Source organism: Pseudomonas fluorescens, assembly GCF_001623525.1.
GTDB classification, from domain to species: Bacteria; Pseudomonadota; Gammaproteobacteria; order Pseudomonadales; family Pseudomonadaceae; genus Aquipseudomonas; species Aquipseudomonas fluorescens_Q.
Genome location: NZ_CP015225.1, coordinates 641,321 through 663,233, shown reverse-complemented (window position 1 = coordinate 663,233; position 21,913 = coordinate 641,321). Strand labels below are relative to the sequence as shown.

At 60.0% G+C, this 21,913-nt stretch carries 22 protein-coding genes; 16 read left to right on the top strand and 6 right to left on the bottom strand.

Annotated features, from left to right (window positions below; all coding sequences use genetic code 11):
- Positions 1-9 precede the first annotated feature (9 nt).
- Genes TK06_RS02900 through fabI form a run of 6 tightly spaced genes read left to right on the top strand, consistent with a single transcriptional unit; the run spans position 10 to position 8,217 of the window.
- Positions 10-1,842, top strand: coding sequence for an extracellular solute-binding protein (locus TK06_RS02900; protein WP_063320735.1), 1,833 nt, complete (start codon positions 10-12; stop codon positions 1,840-1,842).
- Positions 1,839-3,692: an extracellular solute-binding protein gene (locus TK06_RS02895; RefSeq protein ID WP_063320734.1), complete on the top strand. Its 1,854-nt coding sequence runs from the start codon at positions 1,839-1,841 to the stop codon at positions 3,690-3,692. Before TK06_RS02900 ends, TK06_RS02895 begins: the two co-directional genes overlap by 4 nt.
- Positions 3,693-3,696: 4 nt before the next feature.
- On the top strand, positions 3,697-4,770 hold the full coding sequence (locus TK06_RS02890) for a microcin C ABC transporter permease YejB (RefSeq protein ID WP_063320733.1): 1,074 nt from the start codon (positions 3,697-3,699) through the stop codon (positions 4,768-4,770).
- Position 4,771: 1 nt separating this feature from the next.
- The gene (locus tag TK06_RS02885) at positions 4,772-5,791 is read left to right on the top strand and encodes an ABC transporter permease (protein ID WP_063320732.1); all 1,020 of its coding nucleotides are present in this window, start codon (positions 4,772-4,774) and stop codon (positions 5,789-5,791) included.
- Position 5,792: 1 nt separating this feature from the next.
- The gene (locus tag TK06_RS02880; protein ID WP_063320731.1) at positions 5,793-7,403 is read left to right on the top strand and encodes an ABC transporter ATP-binding protein; all 1,611 of its coding nucleotides are present in this window, start codon (positions 5,793-5,795) and stop codon (positions 7,401-7,403) included.
- Between the two features lie 19 nt (positions 7,404-7,422).
- Positions 7,423-8,217 carry an enoyl-ACP reductase FabI gene (gene fabI / locus TK06_RS02875; protein ID WP_007988438.1) on the top strand — a complete coding sequence of 265 codons (795 nt, stop codon included), beginning with the start codon at positions 7,423-7,425 and terminating at the stop codon, positions 8,215-8,217.
- Between the two features lie 248 nt (positions 8,218-8,465).
- Here the strand turns inward: fabI and TK06_RS32365 are convergent, their stop codons facing one another.
- Positions 8,466-8,660 (bottom strand): hypothetical protein, encoded by a 195-nt coding sequence (locus TK06_RS32365; RefSeq protein ID WP_153044816.1) that lies wholly within the window; start codon positions 8,658-8,660, stop codon positions 8,466-8,468.
- Positions 8,661-8,866: 206 nt separating this feature from the next.
- On the opposite strand from TK06_RS32365, the gene tnpA reads away from it, so the two are divergent.
- From tnpA to TK06_RS02860, 4 genes are all read left to right on the top strand, one after another.
- Positions 8,867-9,199: an IS66-like element accessory protein TnpA gene (tnpA, locus tag TK06_RS30520; protein WP_219737628.1), complete on the top strand. Its 333-nt coding sequence runs from the start codon at positions 8,867-8,869 to the stop codon at positions 9,197-9,199.
- The gene (gene tnpB, locus TK06_RS02870) at positions 9,196-9,531 is read left to right on the top strand and encodes an IS66 family insertion sequence element accessory protein TnpB (RefSeq protein ID WP_063320730.1); all 336 of its coding nucleotides are present in this window, start codon (positions 9,196-9,198) and stop codon (positions 9,529-9,531) included. The genes tnpA and tnpB overlap by 4 nt, the downstream gene beginning before the upstream one ends.
- A 61-nt stretch (positions 9,532-9,592) precedes the next feature.
- Positions 9,593-11,161, top strand: a complete 1,569-nt coding sequence (gene tnpC, locus TK06_RS02865) for an IS66 family transposase (protein WP_063320729.1) — start codon at positions 9,593-9,595, stop codon at positions 11,159-11,161.
- A 69-nt stretch (positions 11,162-11,230) separates the two neighbouring features.
- Positions 11,231-11,677, top strand: coding sequence for an Imm26 family immunity protein (locus tag TK06_RS02860; protein ID WP_063320728.1), 447 nt, complete (start codon positions 11,231-11,233; stop codon positions 11,675-11,677).
- Positions 11,678-11,803: 126 nt separating this feature from the next.
- On the opposite strand, the gene TK06_RS02855 is transcribed toward TK06_RS02860, so the two are convergent.
- Positions 11,804-12,766 (bottom strand): GGDEF domain-containing protein, encoded by a 963-nt coding sequence (locus tag TK06_RS02855; RefSeq protein WP_063325048.1) that lies wholly within the window; start codon positions 12,764-12,766, stop codon positions 11,804-11,806.
- Positions 12,767-12,904: 138 nt separating this feature from the next.
- Here TK06_RS02855 and TK06_RS02850 point away from each other — a divergent pair, with 138 nt between their 5' ends.
- Positions 12,905-13,729: a helix-turn-helix transcriptional regulator gene (locus tag TK06_RS02850; protein ID WP_063320727.1), complete on the top strand. Its 825-nt coding sequence runs from the start codon at positions 12,905-12,907 to the stop codon at positions 13,727-13,729.
- A gap of 218 nt (positions 13,730-13,947) precedes the next feature.
- On the opposite strand, the gene TK06_RS02845 is transcribed toward TK06_RS02850, so the two are convergent.
- The gene (locus TK06_RS02845) at positions 13,948-14,535 is read right to left on the bottom strand and encodes a LysE family translocator (protein WP_063320726.1); all 588 of its coding nucleotides are present in this window, start codon (positions 14,533-14,535) and stop codon (positions 13,948-13,950) included.
- A 143-nt stretch (positions 14,536-14,678) separates the two neighbouring features.
- Here TK06_RS02845 and TK06_RS02840 point away from each other — a divergent pair, with 143 nt between their 5' ends.
- Positions 14,679-16,133: a TrkH family potassium uptake protein gene (locus TK06_RS02840; protein ID WP_063320725.1), complete on the top strand. Its 1,455-nt coding sequence runs from the start codon at positions 14,679-14,681 to the stop codon at positions 16,131-16,133.
- 67 nt (positions 16,134-16,200) lie between these two features.
- Here TK06_RS02840 and TK06_RS32615 read toward each other — a convergent pair whose 3' ends face one another.
- Positions 16,201-16,680: a hypothetical protein gene (locus tag TK06_RS32615; protein ID WP_063325047.1), complete on the bottom strand. Its 480-nt coding sequence runs from the start codon at positions 16,678-16,680 to the stop codon at positions 16,201-16,203.
- 145 nt (positions 16,681-16,825) lie between these two features.
- Between TK06_RS32615 and TK06_RS02830 the strand changes: the two genes are divergently transcribed.
- The 3 genes from TK06_RS02830 to TK06_RS02820 all read left to right on the top strand — a co-directional run bounded on the left by TK06_RS02830 (position 16,826) and on the right by TK06_RS02820 (position 19,165).
- On the top strand, positions 16,826-17,908 hold the full coding sequence (locus TK06_RS02830; RefSeq protein WP_063320724.1) for a bifunctional transcriptional activator/DNA repair enzyme AdaA: 1,083 nt from the start codon (positions 16,826-16,828) through the stop codon (positions 17,906-17,908).
- Positions 17,909-17,931: 23 nt separating this feature from the next.
- Positions 17,932-18,549, top strand: a complete 618-nt coding sequence (locus TK06_RS02825) for a DNA-3-methyladenine glycosylase family protein (protein WP_063320723.1) — start codon at positions 17,932-17,934, stop codon at positions 18,547-18,549.
- 127 nt (positions 18,550-18,676) lie between these two features.
- The gene (locus TK06_RS02820; RefSeq protein WP_063320722.1) at positions 18,677-19,165 is read left to right on the top strand and encodes a GFA family protein; all 489 of its coding nucleotides are present in this window, start codon (positions 18,677-18,679) and stop codon (positions 19,163-19,165) included.
- Between the two features lie 197 nt (positions 19,166-19,362).
- Here the strand turns inward: TK06_RS02820 and TK06_RS02815 are convergent, their stop codons facing one another.
- Entirely contained in the window at positions 19,363-19,968 is a 606-nt protein-coding gene (locus TK06_RS02815; protein ID WP_063320721.1) for a tRNA-(ms[2]io[6]A)-hydroxylase, read from the bottom strand.
- 178 nt (positions 19,969-20,146) lie between these two features.
- Here TK06_RS02815 and TK06_RS02810 point away from each other — a divergent pair, with 178 nt between their 5' ends.
- Entirely contained in the window at positions 20,147-21,010 is an 864-nt protein-coding gene (locus TK06_RS02810; RefSeq protein ID WP_063320720.1) for a universal stress protein, read from the top strand.
- Between the two features lie 185 nt (positions 21,011-21,195).
- Here TK06_RS02810 and TK06_RS02805 read toward each other — a convergent pair whose 3' ends face one another.
- Entirely contained in the window at positions 21,196-21,666 is a 471-nt protein-coding gene (locus TK06_RS02805) for a DUF1289 domain-containing protein (RefSeq protein ID WP_063320719.1), read from the bottom strand.
- Positions 21,667-21,913: the final 247 nt, after the last annotated feature.

The window sequence follows — 21,913 nt, the reverse complement described above, 5'->3', positions numbered from 1 at the left end:
ATCTCAGACTTGATACGTCCCCTCCTCTTGCTCCTGATCAGCCTGGCCTTGAGCTCTCCCGCCAGCGCAACCATCAGCGAAAGCCATGGCTATGCGCAGTTCGGCACGCTCAAGTACCCGGCCAGATTCACCCACTTCGACTGGGTCAACCCGCAAGCGCCCAAGGGCGGTGTCTTGCGAGTCATGGCATTCGGCACCTTCGATACGCTCAATCCCTACACGTTCAAGGGCAGCAGCCCGGTTTCCACGCCCAATTTCCTGCAATACGGCATCAATGAGCTGAACGAACCACTGATGGTCGGCACAGGCCAGTACGCACCGTCCGGTGATGAACCGACGTCGAGCTACGGCCTGATCGCCCAGTCGGTGGAGTACAGCGAGGACCGCAGTTGGGTGGTGTTCAACCTGCGCCCCGAAGCGCGCTTTCACGATGGCGTGCCCATTACCGCCTATGACGTGGCGTTCTCCTACAGGACGCTGCTCAAGGAAGGCCATCCGCAATACCGCACCAACCTGCAGGAAGTGCTACGGGTCGACATTCTCAACCCACTGAGAATCCGCTTTGTCTTCAAGCGCGCGGGCAATCCGCTGCTGATCCTGCGCCTGGGGGAACTGCCGGTGTTGCCCCAGCATTACTGGAAAGACCGCGATTTCAAGGCGACGACCTTCGAACCGCCCCTGGGCAGCGGGCCGTATCGCATCACCAAAGTGCAACCAGGCCGCCAGCTGGTGTTCGAACGAGTCAAGGATTACTGGGGCAAGGACCTGCCGGTCAATCGCGGCAAGTACAACTACGACCGCATGGACGTGGAGTTCTATCGTGACAGCGAAGTTGCCTTCGAAGCCTTCAAGGCTGGTGAGTTCGATATCTACATCGAACACCAGGCCAAGAACTGGGCCAATGGCTATGACTTTCCGGCGATCAAGCGCGGCGACATAATCAAGGCGCAGATCCCCCACCAGATCCCGACCCAGACCCAAGGCCTGTTCATGAACACCCGGCGCGGCACGTTTGCCGAAGTCAAGGTACGTGAAGCCCTGGGGCTGATGTTTGATTTCGAGTGGACCAACCGCACCCTGTTCAGCGGCGCCTACAAGCGCACCCTCAGTTATTACCCCAACAGCGAGTTTTCCGCCACTGGCCTGCCGGTGGGCCATGAATGGCTGCTGCTCAAGCCGTACCGGGAACAATTGCCGGCCAAACTGCTCACCGACCCCTTCAGCTTGCCCAAGACCGACGGTCGCGGCATTCCCCGGGAAACCCTGCGTAAAGCCCTGGAGTTATTGAAGCAAGCCGGTTGGAACCTCAACGGCCAACGCCTGCTGAACGCCGACAGCCAGCCCCTGAGCTTCGAAATCCTGCTGGTGAACCCGAACCTGGAGCGCATCCTGCAACCCTACGTCGAGAACCTCGCCAGCATCGGCATCCAGGCCCGGCTGCGCACGGTGGACCGTGCCCAATACAAGCAGCGTCTTGACCAGTTCGACTTCGACATGATCCTGTTGACCTTGAGCCAGACCCTCAGCCCGGGTCTCGAGCAATGGCAGTACTTCCACTCCAGCCAGGTCGGGGTCAAGGGCAGCAAGAACTACTCCGGGATCGCCAACCCAGTGGTCGACCATCTGCTGGAAAAGCTGCTCGCCGCCCAGACCCGCGACGAACAGGTCGCCGCTGGCAAGGCTCTGGATCGCGTGCTGCTGTGGCAGCATTACTGCATTCCCAACTGGTATCTCAATTATCATCGCCTGGCTTATCGAAACCGGTTCGCCTTCGTCACCACGCCGCCCTACACCCTGGGCCTGAGCGCATGGTGGCTGAAATCTTCGGAGAAAGATCAATGAAGCCTTTACGCGCCCTGCTCCTGCAGGCCAGCAGCCTGTTATTCACCGGGCTGGCCTGCGCCGCGCCGCAGCATGCCGTGACCTTGTACAACGAGCCGCCGAAGTACCCGGCCAACTTCAAGCATTTCGACTACGTCAACCCGGACGCGCCCAAAGGCGGAATCTTCCGCCAGGGCGGTTTTGGGGGCTTCGACAGCCTCAACCCATTCATCAGCAAAGGCGTGCCGGCCGATGACATCGGCTTGATCTACGACACCCTGGCCAAGCAGGGCCTGGACGAACCGTTCACCGAATATGGCCTGATCGCCGAAAAAATCGAGAAAGCCCCGGACAATGGCTGGGTGCGCTTTTACCTGCGCCCCGAAGCCCGTTTCAACGACGGCCATCCGGTACGCGCCGAAGACGTGGTCTTCAGCTTCCAGACCCTGACCAAGGACGGCGCGCCGATGTTTCGCGGCTATTACAACGACGTCGCCGACGTCATCGCCGAAGACCCGCTCAAGGTTTTGTTCAAGTTCAAGCACACCAATAATCGTGAACTGCCGTTGATCCTCGGCCAACTGCCAGTATTGCCGAAACACTGGTGGGCCGAGCGCGACTTCAGCAAGGGCAATCTGGAGATCCCCCTGGGCAGCGGCCCCTACAAAGTTGCTGAAGTGAAGGCCGGACGCTCGATCCGTTATGAGCGAGTAAAGGACTATTGGGGCAAGGACCTGCCGGTCAATCGCGGCTTTTATAATTTCGACGTACTGGCGACCGACTACTACCGCGACAACACCGTCGCGGTCGAGGCCTTGAAAGCCGGGCAGTTTGATTTCTGGCTGGAAATGACCGCCAAGAACTGGGCCAACGCCTACAACATCCCGGCCGTGACCGAAGGCCGATTGATCAAGGAACAGATCCCCAACGGCAACCCCACCGGCATGCAGGGTTTTGTCTACAACCTGCGCCGGCCGATCTTCCAGGACGTACGGGTGCGCAAGGCCTTGAGCCTGTTGTTGGACTTTGAGTGGACCAACAAGCAGCTATTCAACGGCGCCTACGCCCGCACCCGCAGCTATTTCGAGAATTCGGAGATGGCCGCCACCGGGCTGCCCGGCGAAGACGAGCTGAAGATCCTCGAGCCCCTGCGCGGCAAGATTCCCGAACAGGTCTTCACCGACGCCTTCCAGCCGTCGATGTGTGACGGCAGCGGCATGATCCGCGACCAGCAGCGCAAGGCCTACCAATTGCTGCAAGAGGCCGGCTGGCGCATCGTCGACGACAAGATGGTCGATGCCCAAGGCAAACCGGTGGTGCTGGAGTTCCTGCTGGCCCAGACCGAGTTCGAGCGGATACTGCTGCCGTTCAAGCGCAACCTGAGCGACCTGGGCATCGAGCTGATCATCCGTCGTGTCGACGTCTCCCAATTCGTCAACCGCGTACGCTCCCGGGACTTTGACCTGGTGGTGGGCAGCTTCCCGCAATCCAGCTCACCGGGTAACGAACAGCGCGAGTTCTGGATGTCGGCCGCCGCCGACAAACCCGGCAGCCGTAACACCATGGGCCTTAAGGATCCAGCCGTTGACCAGTTGGTGGAACAACTGATCAACGCCGATTCGCGCAAGAGCCTGGTAGCTCACGCCCGGGCGCTGGATCGGGTTTTGCAATGGGGCTACTACGTGATCCCGAACTGGCACATCAAGACCTGGCGCGTGGCCTACTGGAACCACATCGGCCATCCGAAAATCACGCCGACCTATGACATCGGCACCACCACCTGGTGGGTCAAGCCGGAGGTCAAGCCGGCCGATGAAGTAGAGAAGCAGGTCATCGAGCAGCAAATCGCCGCCCCTGCGAGCGTGGAGTAACGAAATGCTGGCTTATATTTTTCGGCGACTGCTGCTGATCATCCCGACCCTGTTCGGCATTCTGCTGATCAACTTCGTCATTATCCAGGCCGCGCCCGGCGGGCCGGTGGAACAGATGATCGCCAAGCTCGAGGGTTTCGAGGGCGCCACCAGCCGCATTGCCGGCGGCGGTGCCGAAGTGTCGGTGGCCGGTTCCTCCTACCGCGGCGCCCAAGGCCTGGATCCGGCGCTGGTCAAGGAAATCGAGCGTATGTACGGCTTTGACAAGTCGGCACCCGAACGCCTGTGGATCATGATCAAGAACTACGCCCACCTAGACTTCGGCGACAGTTTCTTCCGCGACGCCAAGGTCATCGACCTGATCAAGGAAAAGATGCCGGTGTCCATCTCCCTCGGGTTGTGGAGCACGCTGATCATGTACCTGGTGTCGATCCCGCTGGGGATCGCCAAGGCCACGCGGCACGGCAGCCATTTCGACGTCTGGACCAGCTCGGCCATCATCGTCGGCTACGCGATCCCGTCGTTCCTGTTCGCCATCCTGCTGATCGTGGTGTTTGCCGGCGGCAGCTATTTCGACTGGTTCCCCTTGCGCGGGCTGACCTCCAACAACTTCGACGAATTGAGCATGGGCGGCAAGATCCTCGATTACTTCTGGCACCTGGCCTTGCCCGTGACCGCCCTGGTGATCGGTAACTTCGCCACCATGACCCTGCTGACCAAGAACAGTTTCCTCGACGAAATCAACAAGCAATACGTGGTCACCGCCAAGGCCAAGGGCCTGACCCGCCACCGGGTGCTCTATGGCCATGTTTTTCGCAACGCCATGCTGCTGGTGATCGCCGGTTTCCCTTCGGCATTCATCGGGATCTTCTTTACCGGCTCCCTGCTGGTGGAAGTGATCTTCTCCCTCGACGGCCTGGGCCTGATGAGTTTCGAAGCCGCGATCAACCGCGACTACCCGGTGGTGTTCGGCACCCTGTTCATCTTTACCCTGCTGGGGCTGGTGGTGAAACTGATCGGCGATTTGACCTACACCTTTGTCGATCCGCGCATCGACTTCGAAAGCCGGGAGCATTGAGATGAATCTGTCCCCTCTCAATCGCCGGCGCTTCGAACTGTTCAAGGCCAACAAGCGTGGCTGGTGGTCGCTGTGGCTGTTCCTGATCCTGTTCGGGCTGAGCCTGGGCGCCGAGTTGATCGCCAACGACAAGCCGCTGGTGGTGCATTACGACGACGGCTGGTACTTCCCGGCCCTCAAGCGCTACCCGGAAACCACGTTCGGCGGCGAATTCCCGCTGGAAGCCAACTACAAGAGCCCGTACATCCGTGAACTGCTGGCGGCCAAGAACGCCTGGGTGCTGTGGGCACCGATTCCGTTCAGCTACCAGAGCATCAACTACGACCTGAAGGTCCCGGCCCCGGCACCGCCCTCTTCCGTGAACTGGCTGGGCACTGACGACCAGGGGCGCGATGTCCTGGCCCGGGTCATCTATGGCTTCCGCATCTCGGTACTATTTGCCCTGACGCTGACCGTGCTCAGCTCGATCATCGGCGTGATCGCCGGGGCCCTGCAGGGCTTCTATGGCGGCTGGGTGGACCTGGCCGGCCAACGCTTCCTGGAAATCTGGTCCGGGCTGCCGGTGCTGTACCTGTTGATCATCCTGGCCAGTTTCGTCCAGCCCAACTTCTGGTGGCTGCTGGGCATCATGCTGCTGTTTTCCTGGATGAGCCTGGTGGATGTGGTCCGTGCCGAATTCCTGCGCGGGCGCAACCTGGAATACGTCCGTGCGGCGCGGGCACTGGGCATGCAGAACGGCGCGATCATGTTCCGTCACATCCTGCCCAACGCCATGGTCTCGACCATGACGTTCATGCCGTTCATCCTCACCGGCGCCATTGGCACCCTCACCGCCCTGGATTTCCTCGGCTTTGGCCTGCCGCCCGGCGCACCGTCCCTGGGGGAGCTGGTGGCCCAGGGCAAATCCAACCTCCAGGCACCGTGGCTGGGCATCAGCGCGTTCGCCGTGCTGGCCGTGATGCTGAGCCTGCTGGTGTTCATCGGCGAGTCCGCTCGCGATGCCTTCGATCCGAGGAAATGAAATGAACCAGGATAATCTGATCGAAGTGCGTGACCTGGCGGTGGAGTTCATTGTTGGCGAACGCCGCCAACGTGTGGTCGAGGGGGTCAGTTTCGATATCAAGCGCGGCGAAACCCTGGCCCTGGTGGGTGAAAGCGGCTCGGGCAAATCAGTCACCGCCCACTCGATCCTGCGGTTGCTGCCCTACCCGCTGGCCCATCACCCCACCGGGACCATCCAGTATGCCGGCCAGAATTTGCTGGGCTTGAAGGAAAAAACCATCCGTCATATCCGCGGCAACCGGATCGCGATGATTTTCCAGGAGCCGATGACATCCCTCAACCCGCTGCACTCCATTGAAAAACAGATCAACGAAGTGCTCGGCATCCACAAGGGCCTGAGCGGCAAGGTCGCGACCCGCCGGACCCTCGAGTTGCTGGAACTGGTCGGCATTCCCGAGCCCCACAAGCGCCTCAAAGCCCTGCCCCACGAGCTGTCCGGCGGCCAGCGCCAGCGGGTGATGATCGCCATGGCCCTGGCCAACGAGCCGGAACTGCTGATCGCCGACGAGCCGACCACCGCGCTGGATGTCACCGTCCAGCTGAAAATCCTCGAATTACTCAAGCAATTGCAGGCGCGATTGGGCATGTCGCTGCTGCTGATCAGCCACGATTTGAACCTGGTGCGAAGAATTGCGCATCGCGTATGTGTCATGCAGCGCGGTTGCATCGTCGAACAGGCATCGTGCGAAGAGTTGTTCCGCGCACCGCAGCATCCGTACACTCGGGAACTGCTGGGCGCCGAACCCAGCGGCACCCCGGCGAGTAACGTCGTCGGTCCGCCGCTGTTGCAGGTCGAGGACCTGAAAGTCTGGTTCCCGATCAAGAAAGGCCTGTTCAAGCGCACGGTAGACTACATCAAGGCCGTGGACGGTATCCGCTTCAGCCTGCCCCAAGGCCAGACCCTGGGCATCGTCGGCGAAAGCGGTTCCGGCAAGTCCACCCTGGGGTTGGCGATCCTGCGGTTGATCGGCAGCCAGGGCGGGATCCGCTTCGAAGGCAAGCAGCTGGACAGCCTGACGCAGCAACAAGTCCGGCCGCTACGCCGGGAAATGCAAGTGGTGTTTCAGGACCCGTTTGGCAGCCTGAGCCCACGGATGTGTGTAAGCCAGATCGTCGGCGAAGGCCTGCGGATCCACAAGATCGGCACCGAAGCCGAACAGGAACAAGCGATAATCGCGGCATTGAAGGAGGTAGGCCTGGACCCGGAAACCCGGAACCGCTACCCCCATGAATTTTCCGGAGGGCAACGGCAGCGTATCGCCATTGCCCGGGCCCTGGTGCTCAAGCCGGCGTTGATTCTGCTGGATGAACCGACGTCGGCCCTGGACCGTACCGTGCAACGCCAAGTGGTGGAGCTGTTGCGGTCGTTGCAAACCAAGTACAACCTGACGTACCTGTTTATCAGCCATGACCTGGCTGTCGTCAAAGCGCTGAGCCACCAGTTGATGGTGGTCAAGCATGGCCAAGTGGTCGAACAAGGTGATGCCCGCAGCATATTCGCCGCGCCGCAGCACCCCTATACACAGCAGTTGCTGGAGGCCGCCTTCCTGGCCCCAACAACTGCCGAATAACCTGAAAGAGGAGCAACACATGGGTTTTCTCGCCGGTAAGCGCGTACTGATCGTCGGTGTCGCCAGCAAGCTGTCCATCGCATCCGGCATCGCCGCCGCCATGCATCGCGAGGGCGCTGAGCTTGCCTTCACTTATCAGAACGACAAACTCAAGGGTCGTGTCGAAGAATTCGCACAAGGCTGGGGCTCGAGCCCTGAGCTGTGCTTCCCGTGCGACGTGGCCAGCGACGAAGAAATCGCCAAGGTCTTCGAAGAACTGAGCAAGAAGTGGGATGGCCTGGACTGCATCGTGCACTCCGTGGGCTTCGCCCCGGGCGACCAACTGGACGGCGACTTCACCGAAGCCACCACCCGCGAAGGTTTCCGCATTGCCCACGACATCAGCGCCTACAGCTTCGTGGCCCTGGCCAAGGCCGGTCGCGAAATGATGAAAGGCCGCAACGGCAGCCTGCTGACCCTGTCGTACCTGGGCGCCGAGCGCACCATGCCGAACTACAACGTCATGGGCATGGCCAAGGCCTCCCTGGAAGCCGGCGTACGTTACCTGGCCGGCTCCCTGGGCCCGGACGGCACCCGCGTCAACTGCGTATCGGCAGGTCCGATCCGCACCCTCGCCGCTTCCGGCATCAAGAACTTCCGCAAGATGCTGGCCGCCAACGAAGCGCAAACCCCGCTGCGTCGCAACGTCACCATCGAAGAAGTCGGCAACGCCGGCGCCTTCCTGTGCTCGGACCTGGCGTCGGGCATCAGCGGTGAAATCATGTACGTGGACGGCGGCTTCAACACCACCGCCATGGGTAGCCTCGAAGAGTAATCTTCAACCGCGCCACGCGTAAAAAAACGCCGCTCGTCCTGGAAAGGCCAAGCGGCGTTTTTTATTGCCGATTGTCTGATTACACCGCAATACCTTGTGGGAGCGAGCCTGCTCGCGATGGCGGTGAGTCTGCTGGCATTGATATGAATGTACCGACGCCTTCGCGAGCAAGCTCGCTCCCGCCCCGGGAATTGGGCACGGCGTGGGTCAAGGGAATGCCTCGAATCGGTGTCAGTTTCAAGAGCAAATCAGTTGGTCGACCGGGATGCTTTTGAGCTTTTGAGCTTTTGAGCTTTTGAGCTTTTGAGCTTTTGAGCTTTTGAGCTTTTGAGCTTTTGAGCTTTTGAGCTTTTGAGCTTTTGTGCTTTTGTGCTTTTGAGCTTTTGTGGCGAGGGAGCTTGCTCCCGCTGGGCTGCGCAGCAGCCCCTCTCAAGCTCACTCAATCAACCTGATCCACCGCGTCGCCGGGCTCCAGGGCCGCTGCGCGCCCCAGCGGGAGCAAGCTCCCTCGCCATTGAATGAGGGGTGATTCTCGGTTCTTCGACCGTATGCGTCCGGCCAAGTCACCTACCCAGCCCTGCAAAGCCAAGACATGGTGTGCACTTAAATTTAAGTGGACACCAGTTCTAGCCTTTTAAGCGGGTATTTCATGCAGCCAACACGCCGTTCCTATTCCAAGTCCTTCAAGGCTCGGGTCATTCAAGAGTGCGCCGAGCCCGGCGCTTCGATTGCCAGCATCGCGCTCAGCCATAGCCTCAACGCAAACCTCGTCCACAAATGGATTCGAGTGCAGGCGCAAAAAAGCACGACGCTGCAACCTGCTTTCATTCCGTTGCCTATGCAGCTGGCCGGTGCAAATTCGCATGCTGCATCGCCGAATATCTGCGTTGAGATCCAGCACCCGCGTGGTACCGTCAAAGTGAACTGGCCAACTGAAAGTGCTACTGCCTGCGCGACCTTTCTACGAGACTTGCTGCGATGATCCGCATCGATTCCATCTGGCTCGCCACCGAGCCGATGGACATGCGCGCCGGTACCGAGACGGCATTGGCCAGGGTGATCGCGGTGTTCGGTGCGGCGCAGCCGCACTGTGCTTATCTGTTCCCCAACCACCGCGCCACGCGCATGAAAGTTCTGGTGCATGACGGCTTCGGGATCTGGCTGGCGGCTCGGCGTTTGAACCAAGGCAAGTTCCACTGGCCAGGTATTCGCCAAGACTCTGAAATGGAGTTGGATACCGAACAACTCCAGGCTCTGGTGTTGGGTCTGCCATGGCAACGCGCCGGCTCCGGCGGTGCGATCACACTGCTTTAACGGCTGCCATTAGCCTATCGGTCTATCGCCGCGAGTTGTCTGGTCTGGCAAAATCGGCGCCATGACTTCGCTCCCCAATCTCGACCACCTTACCCCTGAACAACTGCGCGCTTTAGCGGCGCAGTTGATACAGCGCGTCGAGACGCTCGACCATCAAGTCGACACGCTGGGTAAGACGGTCGAGACGATGGGCAAGAAGATCAACCGCGATCAAACGGTTATCGAGAAGCTCACCCACGAGATAGCACAACTCAAGCGTTTGAAGTTTGCCAAGCGCAGCGAGCAGATGAATCCTGAGCAGGCCGGCTTGCTCGATGATTTAGTCGATACCGATATCGCGGCGATTGAAGCAGAGCTTCAAGCCTTGCAAACAGTGCTGGCTCCGACCGAGAAAAAGCAAAAGCCCAAACGCACTGCTTTGTCGGCAGAGTTTCCACGCACGCTAATCCATCACGAACCGGACAACACCCACTGCCCATGTGCCTGCGCACTCAAGCGTATCGGTGAGGACGTCAGCGAAAAGCTGGACTACACGCCCGGCGTGTTTACCGTTGAGCGCCATATCCGTGGCAAGTGGGTGTGTGATGACTGCGAAACGCTGATCCAAGCGCCGGTTCCGGCGCAGGTCATCGACAAGGGCATCCCGACTGCCGGGCTACTTGCCCACGTCATGATCGCCAAGTTTGCTGACCATCTGCCTCTTTACCGTCAGGAATCGATCTTCGGTCGTGCCGGCTTGGCGATTCCACGTTCAACGTTGGCTCAATGGGTTGGTGTGACCGGAGTGCAGTTGCAACCTCTGGTCGATGCACTGCGCGATGTCGTGCTTGGGCAGCAGGTTATTCATGCCGATGAAACACCCGTGCAGATGCTCGTGCCGGGCTCAAAGAAAACCCAACGCTCTTATGTTTGGGCATACACCACCAGCCAGTTCTCGAACTTGGCAGCGGTGGTTTACGACTTCAGCCCCAGCCGCGCCGGCGAGCACGCTCGCAACTTCCTGCAAGACTGGAAGTGCAAACTAGTGTGTGATGATTTTGGTGGCTACAAGGCCAGTTTCGAACTCGGCGTGACCGAGATCGGTTGCATGGCCCATGCACGGCGAAAGTTCTTCGAACTGCACGCGACCAACAAGAGCACGCTCGCCGAGCAAGCCCTGCGCTACATTCAATTGCTGTACGAAATCGAGAGTGAAGTACGCGACCTGGAGCCGGATTTACGCCGTCGAATACGGCAAGAAAGGGCCGTGCCGGTGATGGATATGCTACATGCCTGGATGATCGCCCAGCGCGATCTCGTGCCCGAAGGTTCGGCTATCAGCAGAGCACTGGATTACAGCCTGAAACGCTGGGCAGCGCTGTCGCGCTACCTCGATGACGGGGACGTCCCCATTGATAATAACTGGTGCGAGAACCAGATCCGGCCGTGGGCACTGGGGCGCAAGAACTGGCTCTTTGCAGGGTCGTTGCGCAGCGGCAAACGGGCGGCGGCGATTATGAGTTTGATCCAGTCTGCGCGGCTCAATGGCCATGATCCGTACGCGTATCTAAAAGATGTCCTCACGCGCCTGCCGACGCAGCACGCGAGTGACATTGACCAGCTATTGCCGCATCAATGGACGCCCACCTGATCTGCGCAAGGTGTGCTCACCATGCGCTAACATAAAACAGACAAGTCTAGTTCAAGGAAGACATCCAGCATGAAAAGGCAACAACGTACGATCGGAGCGGTGCTTCGAGTTCCTCTCGAAAATGATATGCACACTTATGCCCTGACACTGCCGGAAGCGGACTTCGCTTTCTTCGATGCGCGCTCCAGTGCCCCTATAGCAGACTTAGGAGCCTTGCTCGATCTACCTATTCTATTTACTGTCGCAGTACACAAAAGCGCCTGGTCTCAAGGGCGATGGCTCAGGATGGGTAAAATTGCCCCACCACAGAACCTGCTGGCTCCGCGGCCCATGTTCATCCAGAAAATCATTGGCTTCCAGATATACCTCGGCGGCACCATCACAGCGTCTACCCGAGAAGAGTGTGAAGGCTTGGATCGATGCGAAGTATGGGAGCCCCACCACGTTGAGGATCGCCTAAACGCGCACTATAAAGGTGTCCCATGCAAATGGGAGATATCACAACGAATACGATGAAAATCCGTAACCCTCCGGCGAACTCACCTACCTGATCCCAGCCATAAGGGCGATTCGGTAGGTGAGTTCGCCATCCACTTACCTTCGACCAACATAAATCCCTGTGTGATCGGGGGTTGGCTTGTGCTAGCTGCGTAGCGCCTGTTTCTGCGCATACATCGCCGCGTCCGCGTCAGCCAATAGATTGTCGATCAACTGATGACGCTGGGCGTCGTACTCGATCTGGCCGACGCTGAAACGAATGTCATAGCCACGCTGCAACATCGCATTGCGCTCATCGAGGATTTCCTTGAGGCGCGCCATGATTGCCGCTATCTCGACATGGGAAGAACCGGTGAGCAACGCCACGAACTCATCACCGCCCAGGCGACCGATCACGTCACTTTCGCGAAAGGCAATACGCAGCACATCGGCGAAGGTTTTCAGCGCGTTGTCGCCCTCGGCGTGGCCATAACGGTCGTTGATCGGCTTGAAGTCGTTGAGATCGAAAAACAGCAGCGTCGCCGGTCGCGACAAGCGATCACACACATTCAGCGCATGCTGGGCCAACGTCCTGAAGCCCCGTCGATTGGATAGCAACGTGAGCTCGTCCATGCTCGCCATCTGCACCGCGACCATTTCCTGTTCGGCCATGCGCGCCAAGTCGCGCAGCAGTTCGCGCTCCTCGTCATTGAGTTTGCGCGGCCGGGTGTCGAGCAGGCACAACGTACCGAGCTTGCTACCGTCCTCCAGCCCCAGCGGATGCCCGGCGTAGAAACGAATGCCAGGCTTGTCCGTGACCAACGGATTGTCGTGAAAGCGCTCGTCCTGTTCCGCGTCGCAGATCTCCAGGATCTGATCCTGCAAGATCGCATGCCCGCAAAAGGAAACTTCCCGCGGGGTTTCGCTGGCGTCCAGGCCGGCGCTGGACTTGAACCACTGCCGGTTGGCGTCCACCAGGGACACCAGGGCGATGGGCACGTCAAACAGACGTCGGGCAAGACGGGTCAGGCGGTCAAACCGTTCTTCAGGTGCGGTATCGAGCAGCTTGAGCGAGTGCAGATTTTTGAGGCGAGCGGCTTCGTCGTCCGGTTTGCGTGGCGCAAGCATCGGAAACTCCATTGGCAGGACTTCATGAAGTCTAGCCCAGGACCCCAGCCCTTCAAACCGAACGGGCTAAATCCGACGGGCATTTGCCGGTCAGGACTAATACACTGCCACTCAAGTTCAAGACGAGGACGCTGACCGATGAAGCACGCCCCCCATGACGACGCCCCACGCTTCTGGCGCGACGCAGCCCTGCCCTTCATCGAAGCCCGGGCCATCGGCGATGGGCGCAAGGTCTGCTATTCGCGCCATTCCCACGACCACTTTTCCATCGGCGCGATCACCGCTGGGCGCAGCACCTACCTTCACGAACGTTCGAAATTTCAGGTGAAAAGTGGCACGGTGGTGCTGATGAACCCGGGCGACGTCCACGCGTGCAACCCAATCGACGATCAGCCTTGGTCCTACGTGATGTTGTACGTCGACACCCAATGGCTCAGAGACTTGCAGCGCCGTGTCGGCTTTGACGAAAGCCTGGATTTCCAGGGTTTCGCCACCACCCACAGCCGCGACGTGGAACTGTTTACCGCGTTGGAAAAACTGTATGGACAATTGGTAGACGAGCAACTCGACGCTGGCGACAAGCACGCCGCCGCCGAGGCATTTTTCATTGACCTGCAACAACGGCTCAACCCTGCCAGTCGCCCGGATCGTGGCAGCCATCCGAGCCTGATGCGTGCGGCACAGTTTATCCACGACCATTGCAGTGAAGCCTTGAAGCTGGAAGACATCTGCACCGCCGCGCAACTGTCGCCGTCCTACCTGAGCCGAGCCTTCAAGCGCCATTACGGGATGACGCCCCACGCCTTCCTGGTCAACCGCCGAATCCAGTTTGCCCGGCGCCAATTGCGCGAAGGCAAGCTGATCGCCGACGTGGCGCTGGACAGCGGGTTTGCCGACCAGGCGCATTTCCAGCGTGCCTTCAAGCAACACCTGGCGGCCACGCCCGGCCAGTATCGCGGCTGATACTGCCCCACCACCTTGTTTGGACCAAAAACAGGTGGACCTCTGTGGCGAGGGAGCTTGCTCCCGCTGGGCTACGCAGTAGCCCTCGATTCTGGGCGACTGCTGCGCAGTCGAGCGGGAGCAAGCTCCCTCGCCACAACAGCATCCCCGCCTCGAAAATGCGGATTATGGCCACAATAGCACTCGTCTCAAAAGCCCGGATTGCCCGCCACTTCTGCTCACGGCAACAATAAATACACCGCACTGGCCACCAATAACACCGCCATCGTCCGATTGAACAGGCGCATGGTCGCCGGATTACCCAGCCAGCTGCGCAGAAAACTCCCGGCGTAAGCCCAGCAGCCCACCGAGACGTAGCAGATCACCAGGTAGATCGCCGCAAACTGCCACACCAGCCGCGCCTCGCCATCGGCCACGAATGCCCCCATTCCCGCCACGCAGGCCAGCCACGCCTTGGGGTTGAGCCATTGCATCAACGCGCCATAGAACATCGAAGGCGCCCGTCCCTCGTCCTCGCTTCCCAGGTGCCCGTTATCCATCACCAGTTTCCAGGCCATGAACAACAGGAACGCCACGCCGCCCAGTTGCACCACCCGTGTGAGGCCAGGCCAGCGTTGCAACACTTCATGCAATCCCAGCCCCATCAGCACCAGCAGCAAGACAAACCCCAGGGTTGCACCGCCCACATGGCGCAACGTCGCACGAAACCCGTACCGCGCCCCGGAGCTGAGGGCGACGATATTGACCGGGCCAGGTGTAATGGAGGCGACCAGGGCAAACGCCGCCATGGAAAGAATCAAACTCATCGCATACCTTCTTTGTATCTGTGAGGGGACGATCAAGGTAAATTGCCAATCGCAGGCGGTATTGAACAAAACTGCCCAAGGGGGCTACCCATCAGCCCTTCACAAAAAAAATACTGTGCGGCTCTTTCATCCAGGCGTGTTCTATGTCCATTGCGGTAGTGCGGTTTATTGGCTTCATCCTCGGTATTTTCCTGATCACCCTGGCTGCCAGTATGGCAATCCCGCTTTTGACGCTGGTGATATACGAGCGCAACGATGACCTCTCGGCGTTTTTGTGGTCGAGCCTGATCACCTTCGTCTGCGGCATCGCGTTGGTGGCGCGTGGTCGGCCAGCACACACCCAGATGCGCCCGCGGGACATGTACCTGTTGACCACCGCCAGTTGGGTCATCGTTTGCAGCTTCGCCGCCCTGCCCATGGTGTTCATCCAGCACATCAGCTACACCGATGCCTTTTTCGAGACCATGTCGGGCATCACCACCACCGGCTCGACCATCCTGACCGGCCTGGACACGGCCTCTCCCGGCCTGTTGATCTGGCGCTCGATGTTGCACTGGCTCGGCGGGATCGGCTTCATCGGCATGGCGGTGGCGATCCTGCCATTGCTGCGGGTCGGCGGCATGCGGCTGTTCCAGACCGAGTCGTCGGACTGGTCAGAGAAAGTCACGCCGCGCTCCCATGTCGCGGCGAACTACATCCTGTGGATCTATGTCGGCTTGACCGCACTCGCCACCCTGGCCTTGTGGCTGGCCGGCATGACGCCCTTCGAAGCGATCAACCATGCGATGTCGTTGATTTCCACGGGTGGCTTTTCCACATCGGATGCTTCCCTGGGGCATTGGCCCCAACCGGCCATTCACTGGGTGTCGGTGGTCGTCATGATGGCAGGCGCGCTGCCCTTCACTTTGTACGTCGCCACCTTGCGCGGCCACAAACGCGCGTTGCTCAAGGACCAGCAAGTCAAGGGATTCGTCGGATTCCTGGTCATCACCTGGCTCATCGTGGGGACCTGGCTGAGCCTGAACAGTGACTACAGCTGGTGGGATGCGGTCCGTATCGTGGCCGTCAACGTGACGTCGGTGGTCACCACCACGGGCGTGGCGCTGGGCGACTACACCCTATGGGGCAGCTTTGCCTTGCTGCTGTTCTTCTATTTGACGTTCGTTGGCGGTTGCTCGGGATCGACGGCCGGCGGACTGAAGATCTTCCGCTTCCAGGTAGCCGGCGAGTTATTGATGGGCAGCCTGAAACAACTGATCCATCCCCGGGCGGTGATCCAGAAAAAATACAACGATCACCCCATCGACGAAGAAATCGTCCGCTCGCTGCTGACCTTCTCGTTCTTCTTCACTATCACCATTGGCGCTATCGCCCTGGGGCTGGCGCTGATCGGTCTGGACTGGACCACCGCTCTGACCGGCGCGGCCACGGCCGTGTGCAACGTGGGGCCCGGGCTGGGCACGATCATCGGGCCCGCCGGCAACTTCTCGACCTTGCCGGATGCGGCGAAGTGGCTGCTGACCATAGGCATGCTGCTGGGTCGGCTGGAGATCCTGACGGTACTGGTGTTGTTCACGCCGGTGTTCTGGAAGTATTGAAGACATCGGGCACAAGACAAAAAAAGCCGCGATGCCCTGAACAGGCGTCGCGGCTTTTTTCAAGCGATCAGCGGTCGTTCTTGATCGAAGAGCTGGTCGCGTTGGTCAGGCCCTTGGTGTTGTGGGTACCTGGCGTAGCGGTGGAAATCGCCGATGCCTTGGTCAGGCCACGGGTATCACGGTCCTTGGCGATGGTCGAAGTCAGCGAGGACTTGCTGGTGCGATCAGTGCGGGTGGTGCCGGTGTGCTTGCCGCTCAGGCCATGATCGCGGGTGCGGGTACCGGTGTGGTCGCTAGCCAATCCTTTGCCAAGGCCGCTGGAATCACCAGACTTGTCATGGCCCTGGCCTCCGCCGATGCCACCACCGTGGCCGCCGCCATTTCCTCCACCGTGACCGCCACCCCCACCATTGCCACCACCACCGCCGCCATTGCCTGCGGCATAGCTCGAACCGATAGGCGACAACTCAGCAGGCAGCAAGGCCGAAGCACCGAACGCCAAGGCACAGACAGCAACGGCGATGAGAGATTTCTTATGTTTGGACATGATGTCTCCGAAAGACAAAAACAACGGTTGAACCTTTAAGACTCTCAGGTTCAATTTTTGTTCGTGACCTTCCGACCAAGTGAACGGAAATTCACTGTCGATTTTTCGGTGGAGTCGTTCCTGGCACGGTTCTATGCTCAGGCCCATGAACCTACACGACTCGCTGCTCCCGCCCCATGCCGAGATGGTCCGCGCCATGCTCGAACGAGACACCGCCTACGAGGGGGTGTTCTTCACTGCGGTCAAGACCACCGGTATTTTCTGTCGCCCCAGTTGCACCGCGCGCAAGCCGAAACCGGAGAACGTGGAGTTCTTCGCCCATGCCGACGAAGCCATGTCGGCCGGTTACCGGGCCTGCCTGCGCTGCAAGCCCCTGGACGCCGCCGCCATCGCGCCAGACTGGATCCAGGCCCTGCTCAAAGCCGTGGACGCCGAACCCGACCTGCGCTGGACCGATGCCCTGTTGCTGGAACAAGGTATCGAGCCACTGAAATTGCGCCGCTGGTTCAAGCAACATTTCGGCATGACCTTTCACGCCTATCTGCGCACCCGCCGCCTGGGCATCGCCTTGGGGGGCATCAAGGACGGCAACTCCATCGACAATGCCGCATTCGACTCCGGTTATGAGTCATTGAGCGGTTTTCGTGATGCCTTCGTGAAATCCTTCCACATCACGCCGGGCCGCGCAGCCCTCAGCGAACCTTTGCTGTTCACCCGCCTGACCACACCGCTGGGCCCCATGCTGGCCATGGCCGAACGACGAGGCCTGGTGCTGCTGGAATTCCTCGACCGCCCGGCCCTGACCAAGGAGCTCGAAGAGCTGCAGCTACGCTACGGCTACACGGTTGCGCCGGGGCACAACGCGCATTTGCAACAGATCGAAACCGAACTGGCCGAGTATTTCGCCGGCAAGCTCACGGCGTTCAACGTTCCGCTGCACATGCCGGGCAGCGCCTTCGCCGTACGGGTCTGGGCTGAACTGCAAAAGATTCCCTACGGCGAAACCCGCAGCTACGGCGGCATCGCCACGGCGCTGGGCAGCCCGGGCGCCAGCCGCGCCGTGGGCCTGGCCAACGGGCAGAATCGCTTGGCCATCGTCATTCCTTGCCATCGAGTGATCGGTGCGGATGGCTCGTTGACCGGCTATGGTGGCGGACAGCCGCGCAAGGCATTTCTGCTACGGCTGGAGAAAGCCGCGGTGCAGGTTTCGCTGCCCCTGGCGTTTTGAGCGCCCCGGAGAACAAATACCCGATGCCTGTGCCCTACCACGACGCCAGCGCCTTGCTGGCAAGTCTCGACGAAGACTGGCGACGTCACGTCGAGGCGATCGGCCCTTGCCTGCTGCAACCCAAGCCGGCCCGCGATCCCTATGAAGCCTTGGTGCGGGCGATTGCCTACCAGCAACTGCACGCCAAGGCAGGCGATGCCATCCTCGGTCGGCTGCTGGCGTTGTTCCCGGCGCAGACATTCCCCCATCCCGGGCAGATCCTGGCGACAGACGTTGCGCAGTTGCGCGGCTGTGGGTTTTCAGCCAGCAAGATCGCGACGATCCAGGGCATCGCCCAGGCGACGCTGGACGGAATCGTGCCGGATTACGCCACAGCGCGGGCGATGGAGGATGAAGCGTTGATCGAACGCCTGGTCAGCTTGCGCGGCGTCGGGCGTTGGACCGTGGAAATGCTACTGATCTACAGCCTGGAACGCCCCGACATCCTGCCGGCCGATGACTTTGGCGTACGCGAAGGTTATCGACGGCTAAAGGGGTTGGAACGACAGCCCAGCCGCAAGCAGATGATTGAGATCGGCCTGGCGTGGAGCCCTTATCGGACGGTGGCGGCGTGGTATTTGTGGCGAGTGCCCGGTCGTTAGACCGTGTCTTCGTTCATCGCGAGCTTGCTCGCGATAGCGTCCGCATGTCAGCCATGCGTTCCACTGCCCAGAACATCGGGCCGCCCAGGCTGTCCAGAGTCATTACAGTCCCCAATCGGAGGTTCCCATGCAGCTCGAAGGATCCTGCCACTGCGGCGCCGTGTCGTTCAGCCTGGCCTGTGCCCACCCCTACCCTTATCAGCGCTGCTACTGCTCGATCTGCCGCAAGACCCAGGGCGGCGGCGGTTTTGCGATCAACCTGGGGGGCGATGCCCAGAGCCTGAAGGTGCGCGGTCGCAAGCACATCTCGATCTACCACGCACGACTCAAGGACGAAGGCGATAAACGCGCCCACCGCAGCAGTGCCGAACGGCATTTCTGTTCCTTGTGCGGTTCGGGGCTATGGCTGTTCAGCCCCGAATGGCCGGAGCTGGTTCACCCCTTTGCTTCGGCCATCGACACACCGCTGCCGGTACCGCCGGAGCACACCCACCTGATGCTGGGTTCCAGGGCGTCGTGGGTGGAAGTCGAGGTGCATCCGGACGACCGGCAGTTCGAGGTTTATCCCGAGGAGTCCATTGCCCAGTGGCACGAGCGCCTGGGGCTGGTCACTTAGAGATGCAGTGCTGCATAAGGCCCCATCGCGAGCAAGCTCCCACATTGGACTTGGGAAATTCACAAATCCCCTGCGGAAGCGAGCTTGCTCGCGAGGACGTCAGGAGCGGCATCTCTGCACTATCCCTCTGCACTATCCCTCTGAACTATCCCTCTGAACTATCCCTCTGAACTATCCCTCTGAACTATCCCTTTGAACTATCGAGCCGGCACACCACTGTGGAAACGAAACTCCACATCCGGCGATTCGATCAGCTCCCGCTCGGCCTCACGGACCTTGTCGATCACCTGGGCAATGTCCTTGGCGTCACCGTACTGGTAAGCCAGTTTCAGGTAGCCCTGGAAATGCCGGGCTTCGCTTTTCAGCAAACCGAAATAGAACTTGCCCAGTTCTTCATCCAGATGCGGCACCAAGGCCTCGAAACGCTCGCAACTGCGGGCCTCGATGAAGGCGCCAACCACCAGGGTGTCCACCAGCTTGACCGGTTCGTGGCTGCGTACCACCTTGCGCAGCCCCGAGGCATAACGCCCGGCGGAGAGCTGACGCAAACCGATCTTGCGCTTTTTCATCAAGCGCATGACCTGCTCGTGATGCACCAGCTCTTCCCGGGCCAGGCGCGACACCAGATTGATCAGGTCGACGTGGGAATGGTATTTGGCGATCAGGCTCAGGGCAGTGCTGGCCGCCTTGAACTCGCAGTTCTTGTGGTCGATCAGCAACGTTTCCTGGTCAGCCAACGCGGCCTGGACCCAGGCATCGGGGGTGCGGCAACCAAGGAATTCGTGAATTTCGGGAAGATTCATGGGGCTCACGGGAAAAGGTAGTCGAGCGAAGGGCGCCGATTATACCGGCCTGCCCCCAGACCACCAGCCACCGCCGTTGATATGCATCAAGTCAAAGACTCACCCACAGCAACTAGACTGCCCCACAACAACTATAGTTGAGCAACGCCAGCCTTTTCATTGCAGGAGAACGCCGATCATGCAAGCCATTCGCAGCATCCTGGTGGTTATTGACCCCGAACATTCGGAAAGCCTGGCGCTCAAGCGCGCCAAACTGATCGCCGGAGTGACCCAGGCCCACCTGCACCTGCTGGTGTGTGACAAAAAGCATGACCATGCCGGCCTGCTCAGCGTGCTCAAGGCCGCACTGCTGGCCGACGGCTACAGCATCACCACCGAGCAGGCCTGGAACGAAAGCCTCCACGACACCATCATCGACGTGCAGCAGGCGGAAGGTTGCGGCCTGGTGATCAAGCAGCACTTCCCCGACAGCCCGTTGAAAAAAGCCCTGCTGACCCCGGCGGACTGGAAGCTGCTCCGCCACTGCCCAACCCCGGTGCTGCTGGTGAAAACCGCCGGTTCCTGGAAAGACAAGGTGATCCTGGCCGCCGTCGACGTTGGCAATGCCGATGGCGAGCATCGCCACCTGCACTCCACCATCATCGATCATGGCTATGACATCGCCCTCCTCGCCAAGGCGCACCTGCATGTGATCAGCGCCCACCCCTCGCCGATGCTCTCGTCCGCCGACCCGACATTCCAGCTCAAAGAAACCATCGAGGCCCGTTACCGCGAACAATGCCAGGCGTTCCAGGCCGAGTTCGACATCGACGACCAGCACCTGCATATCGAGGAAGGACCAGCGGACGTCTTGATTCCATACATGGCGCGCAAGCTGCAAGCGGCGGTGACGGTGATCGGCACCGTGGCCCGCTCGGGGTTGTCCGGGGTGCTGATAGGAAACACCGCCGAGGCCGTGCTCGATACGCTGGAAAGCGATGTGCTGGTGCTCAAGCCGCAGGAGGTCGAGGACCATCTGGTGGAGTTGGCGGTCAAGGAATAAAGCGAATGGGCTTTTTGTGGCGAGGGAGCTTGCTCCCGCTGGGGTGCGAAGCAACCCTCGCTCTTGATCTTAAAAATTTCCGGGCCTGAAAAATCCAGGCGTCTGCTGCGCAGCCGAGCGGGAGCAAGCTCCCTCGCCACAAAAGCTCCCGGGCACAAAAGCGCCTTTGCACAAATGGCCGGAGGTCAACCGCCGATCGCATCCTTCAGGAACCCCGGCGCTATGTAGCGCTGGTAGTGGGCTTCGGACAGGAGGAAAAATTCCCGATCAATGGCGTCGCGCAGGTCCGGCAGGTCCCAGTCGCGAAACTCCGGCATCAGCACCATGCCGTAGGCTTCCAGGTTGTTGATCACCCGCGCGCCCCGGGCGATCAACTGATAGGCCCAGCAATATTCCGACTGGTGCGACACAAAGCGGATCTTGCGCGACTCCAGTTGCTGGCGCAGCAATACCGGATCGAAAACCTCCAACTTGGCCACCATCACCTGCACCAAAAGCTGCTCGAGCCGCATCCACACCGCGCGCTTTTCGTCCTCGTTGTAGCCGTTCCAGTGAATCACTTCATGGTGGAACCGCTTGCAGCCACGGCACACCAGGTCACCGTAGACAGTGGAGCAAAGGCCGACGCAGGGGGTCTTGATGAGCTGGTTGGGCATAAGGAAACGCACACGCAAAAGCAGGACAGGCCGGCATGTTAGCCCTTTGTCTAAGATTGATCACCCCTCAAACTTCCAGGCCCAACTTACCTTTAATTTTTTTTTCCCGTAGAATCAGCCAGCCTTTTAAGGCGCCAATGTCCGTTAGAAGCTGTTTTCAAAGCGTCACGAGCACAGTCGTTCCTTCAGAGCGGTGTTGGCGAAGGGTCTTTCCAGCGGGGAAAGCCCAACGCCAACCCTCATCAGC

Excerpts from the sequence above, each read along its gene's own strand:
- TK06_RS02895 (WP_063320734.1), top strand. The coding sequence starts at position 1,839 with ATGAAGCCTTTACGCGCCCTGCTCCTGCAGGCCAGCAGCCTGTTATTC.
- TK06_RS02890 (WP_063320733.1), top strand. The coding sequence starts at position 3,697 with ATGCTGGCTTATATTTTTCGGCGACTGCTGCTGATCATCCCGACCCTG.
- TK06_RS02885 (WP_063320732.1), top strand. The coding sequence starts at position 4,772 with ATGAATCTGTCCCCTCTCAATCGCCGGCGCTTCGAACTGTTCAAGGCC.
- TK06_RS02880 (WP_063320731.1), top strand. The coding sequence starts at position 5,793 with ATGAACCAGGATAATCTGATCGAAGTGCGTGACCTGGCGGTGGAGTTC.
- fabI (WP_007988438.1), top strand. The coding sequence starts at position 7,423 with ATGGGTTTTCTCGCCGGTAAGCGCGTACTGATCGTCGGTGTCGCCAGC.
- tnpA (WP_219737628.1), top strand. The coding sequence starts at position 8,867 with ATGCAGCCAACACGCCGTTCCTATTCCAAGTCCTTCAAGGCTCGGGTC.
- tnpB (WP_063320730.1), top strand. The coding sequence starts at position 9,196 with ATGATCCGCATCGATTCCATCTGGCTCGCCACCGAGCCGATGGACATG.
- tnpC (WP_063320729.1), top strand. The coding sequence starts at position 9,593 with ATGACTTCGCTCCCCAATCTCGACCACCTTACCCCTGAACAACTGCGC.
- TK06_RS02860 (WP_063320728.1), top strand. The coding sequence starts at position 11,231 with ATGAAAAGGCAACAACGTACGATCGGAGCGGTGCTTCGAGTTCCTCTC.
- TK06_RS02855 (WP_063325048.1), bottom strand. The coding sequence starts at position 12,766 with ATGCTTGCGCCACGCAAACCGGACGACGAAGCCGCTCGCCTCAAAAAT.
- TK06_RS02850 (WP_063320727.1), top strand. The coding sequence starts at position 12,905 with ATGAAGCACGCCCCCCATGACGACGCCCCACGCTTCTGGCGCGACGCA.
- TK06_RS02845 (WP_063320726.1), bottom strand. The coding sequence starts at position 14,535 with ATGAGTTTGATTCTTTCCATGGCGGCGTTTGCCCTGGTCGCCTCCATT.
- TK06_RS02840 (WP_063320725.1), top strand. The coding sequence starts at position 14,679 with ATGTCCATTGCGGTAGTGCGGTTTATTGGCTTCATCCTCGGTATTTTC.
- TK06_RS32615 (WP_063325047.1), bottom strand. The coding sequence starts at position 16,680 with ATGTCCAAACATAAGAAATCTCTCATCGCCGTTGCTGTCTGTGCCTTG.
- TK06_RS02830 (WP_063320724.1), top strand. The coding sequence starts at position 16,826 with ATGAACCTACACGACTCGCTGCTCCCGCCCCATGCCGAGATGGTCCGC.
- TK06_RS02825 (WP_063320723.1), top strand. The coding sequence starts at position 17,932 with ATGCCTGTGCCCTACCACGACGCCAGCGCCTTGCTGGCAAGTCTCGAC.
- TK06_RS02820 (WP_063320722.1), top strand. The coding sequence starts at position 18,677 with ATGCAGCTCGAAGGATCCTGCCACTGCGGCGCCGTGTCGTTCAGCCTG.
- TK06_RS02815 (WP_063320721.1), bottom strand. The coding sequence starts at position 19,968 with ATGAATCTTCCCGAAATTCACGAATTCCTTGGTTGCCGCACCCCCGAT.
- TK06_RS02810 (WP_063320720.1), top strand. The coding sequence starts at position 20,147 with ATGCAAGCCATTCGCAGCATCCTGGTGGTTATTGACCCCGAACATTCG.
- TK06_RS02805 (WP_063320719.1), bottom strand. The coding sequence starts at position 21,666 with ATGCCCAACCAGCTCATCAAGACCCCCTGCGTCGGCCTTTGCTCCACT.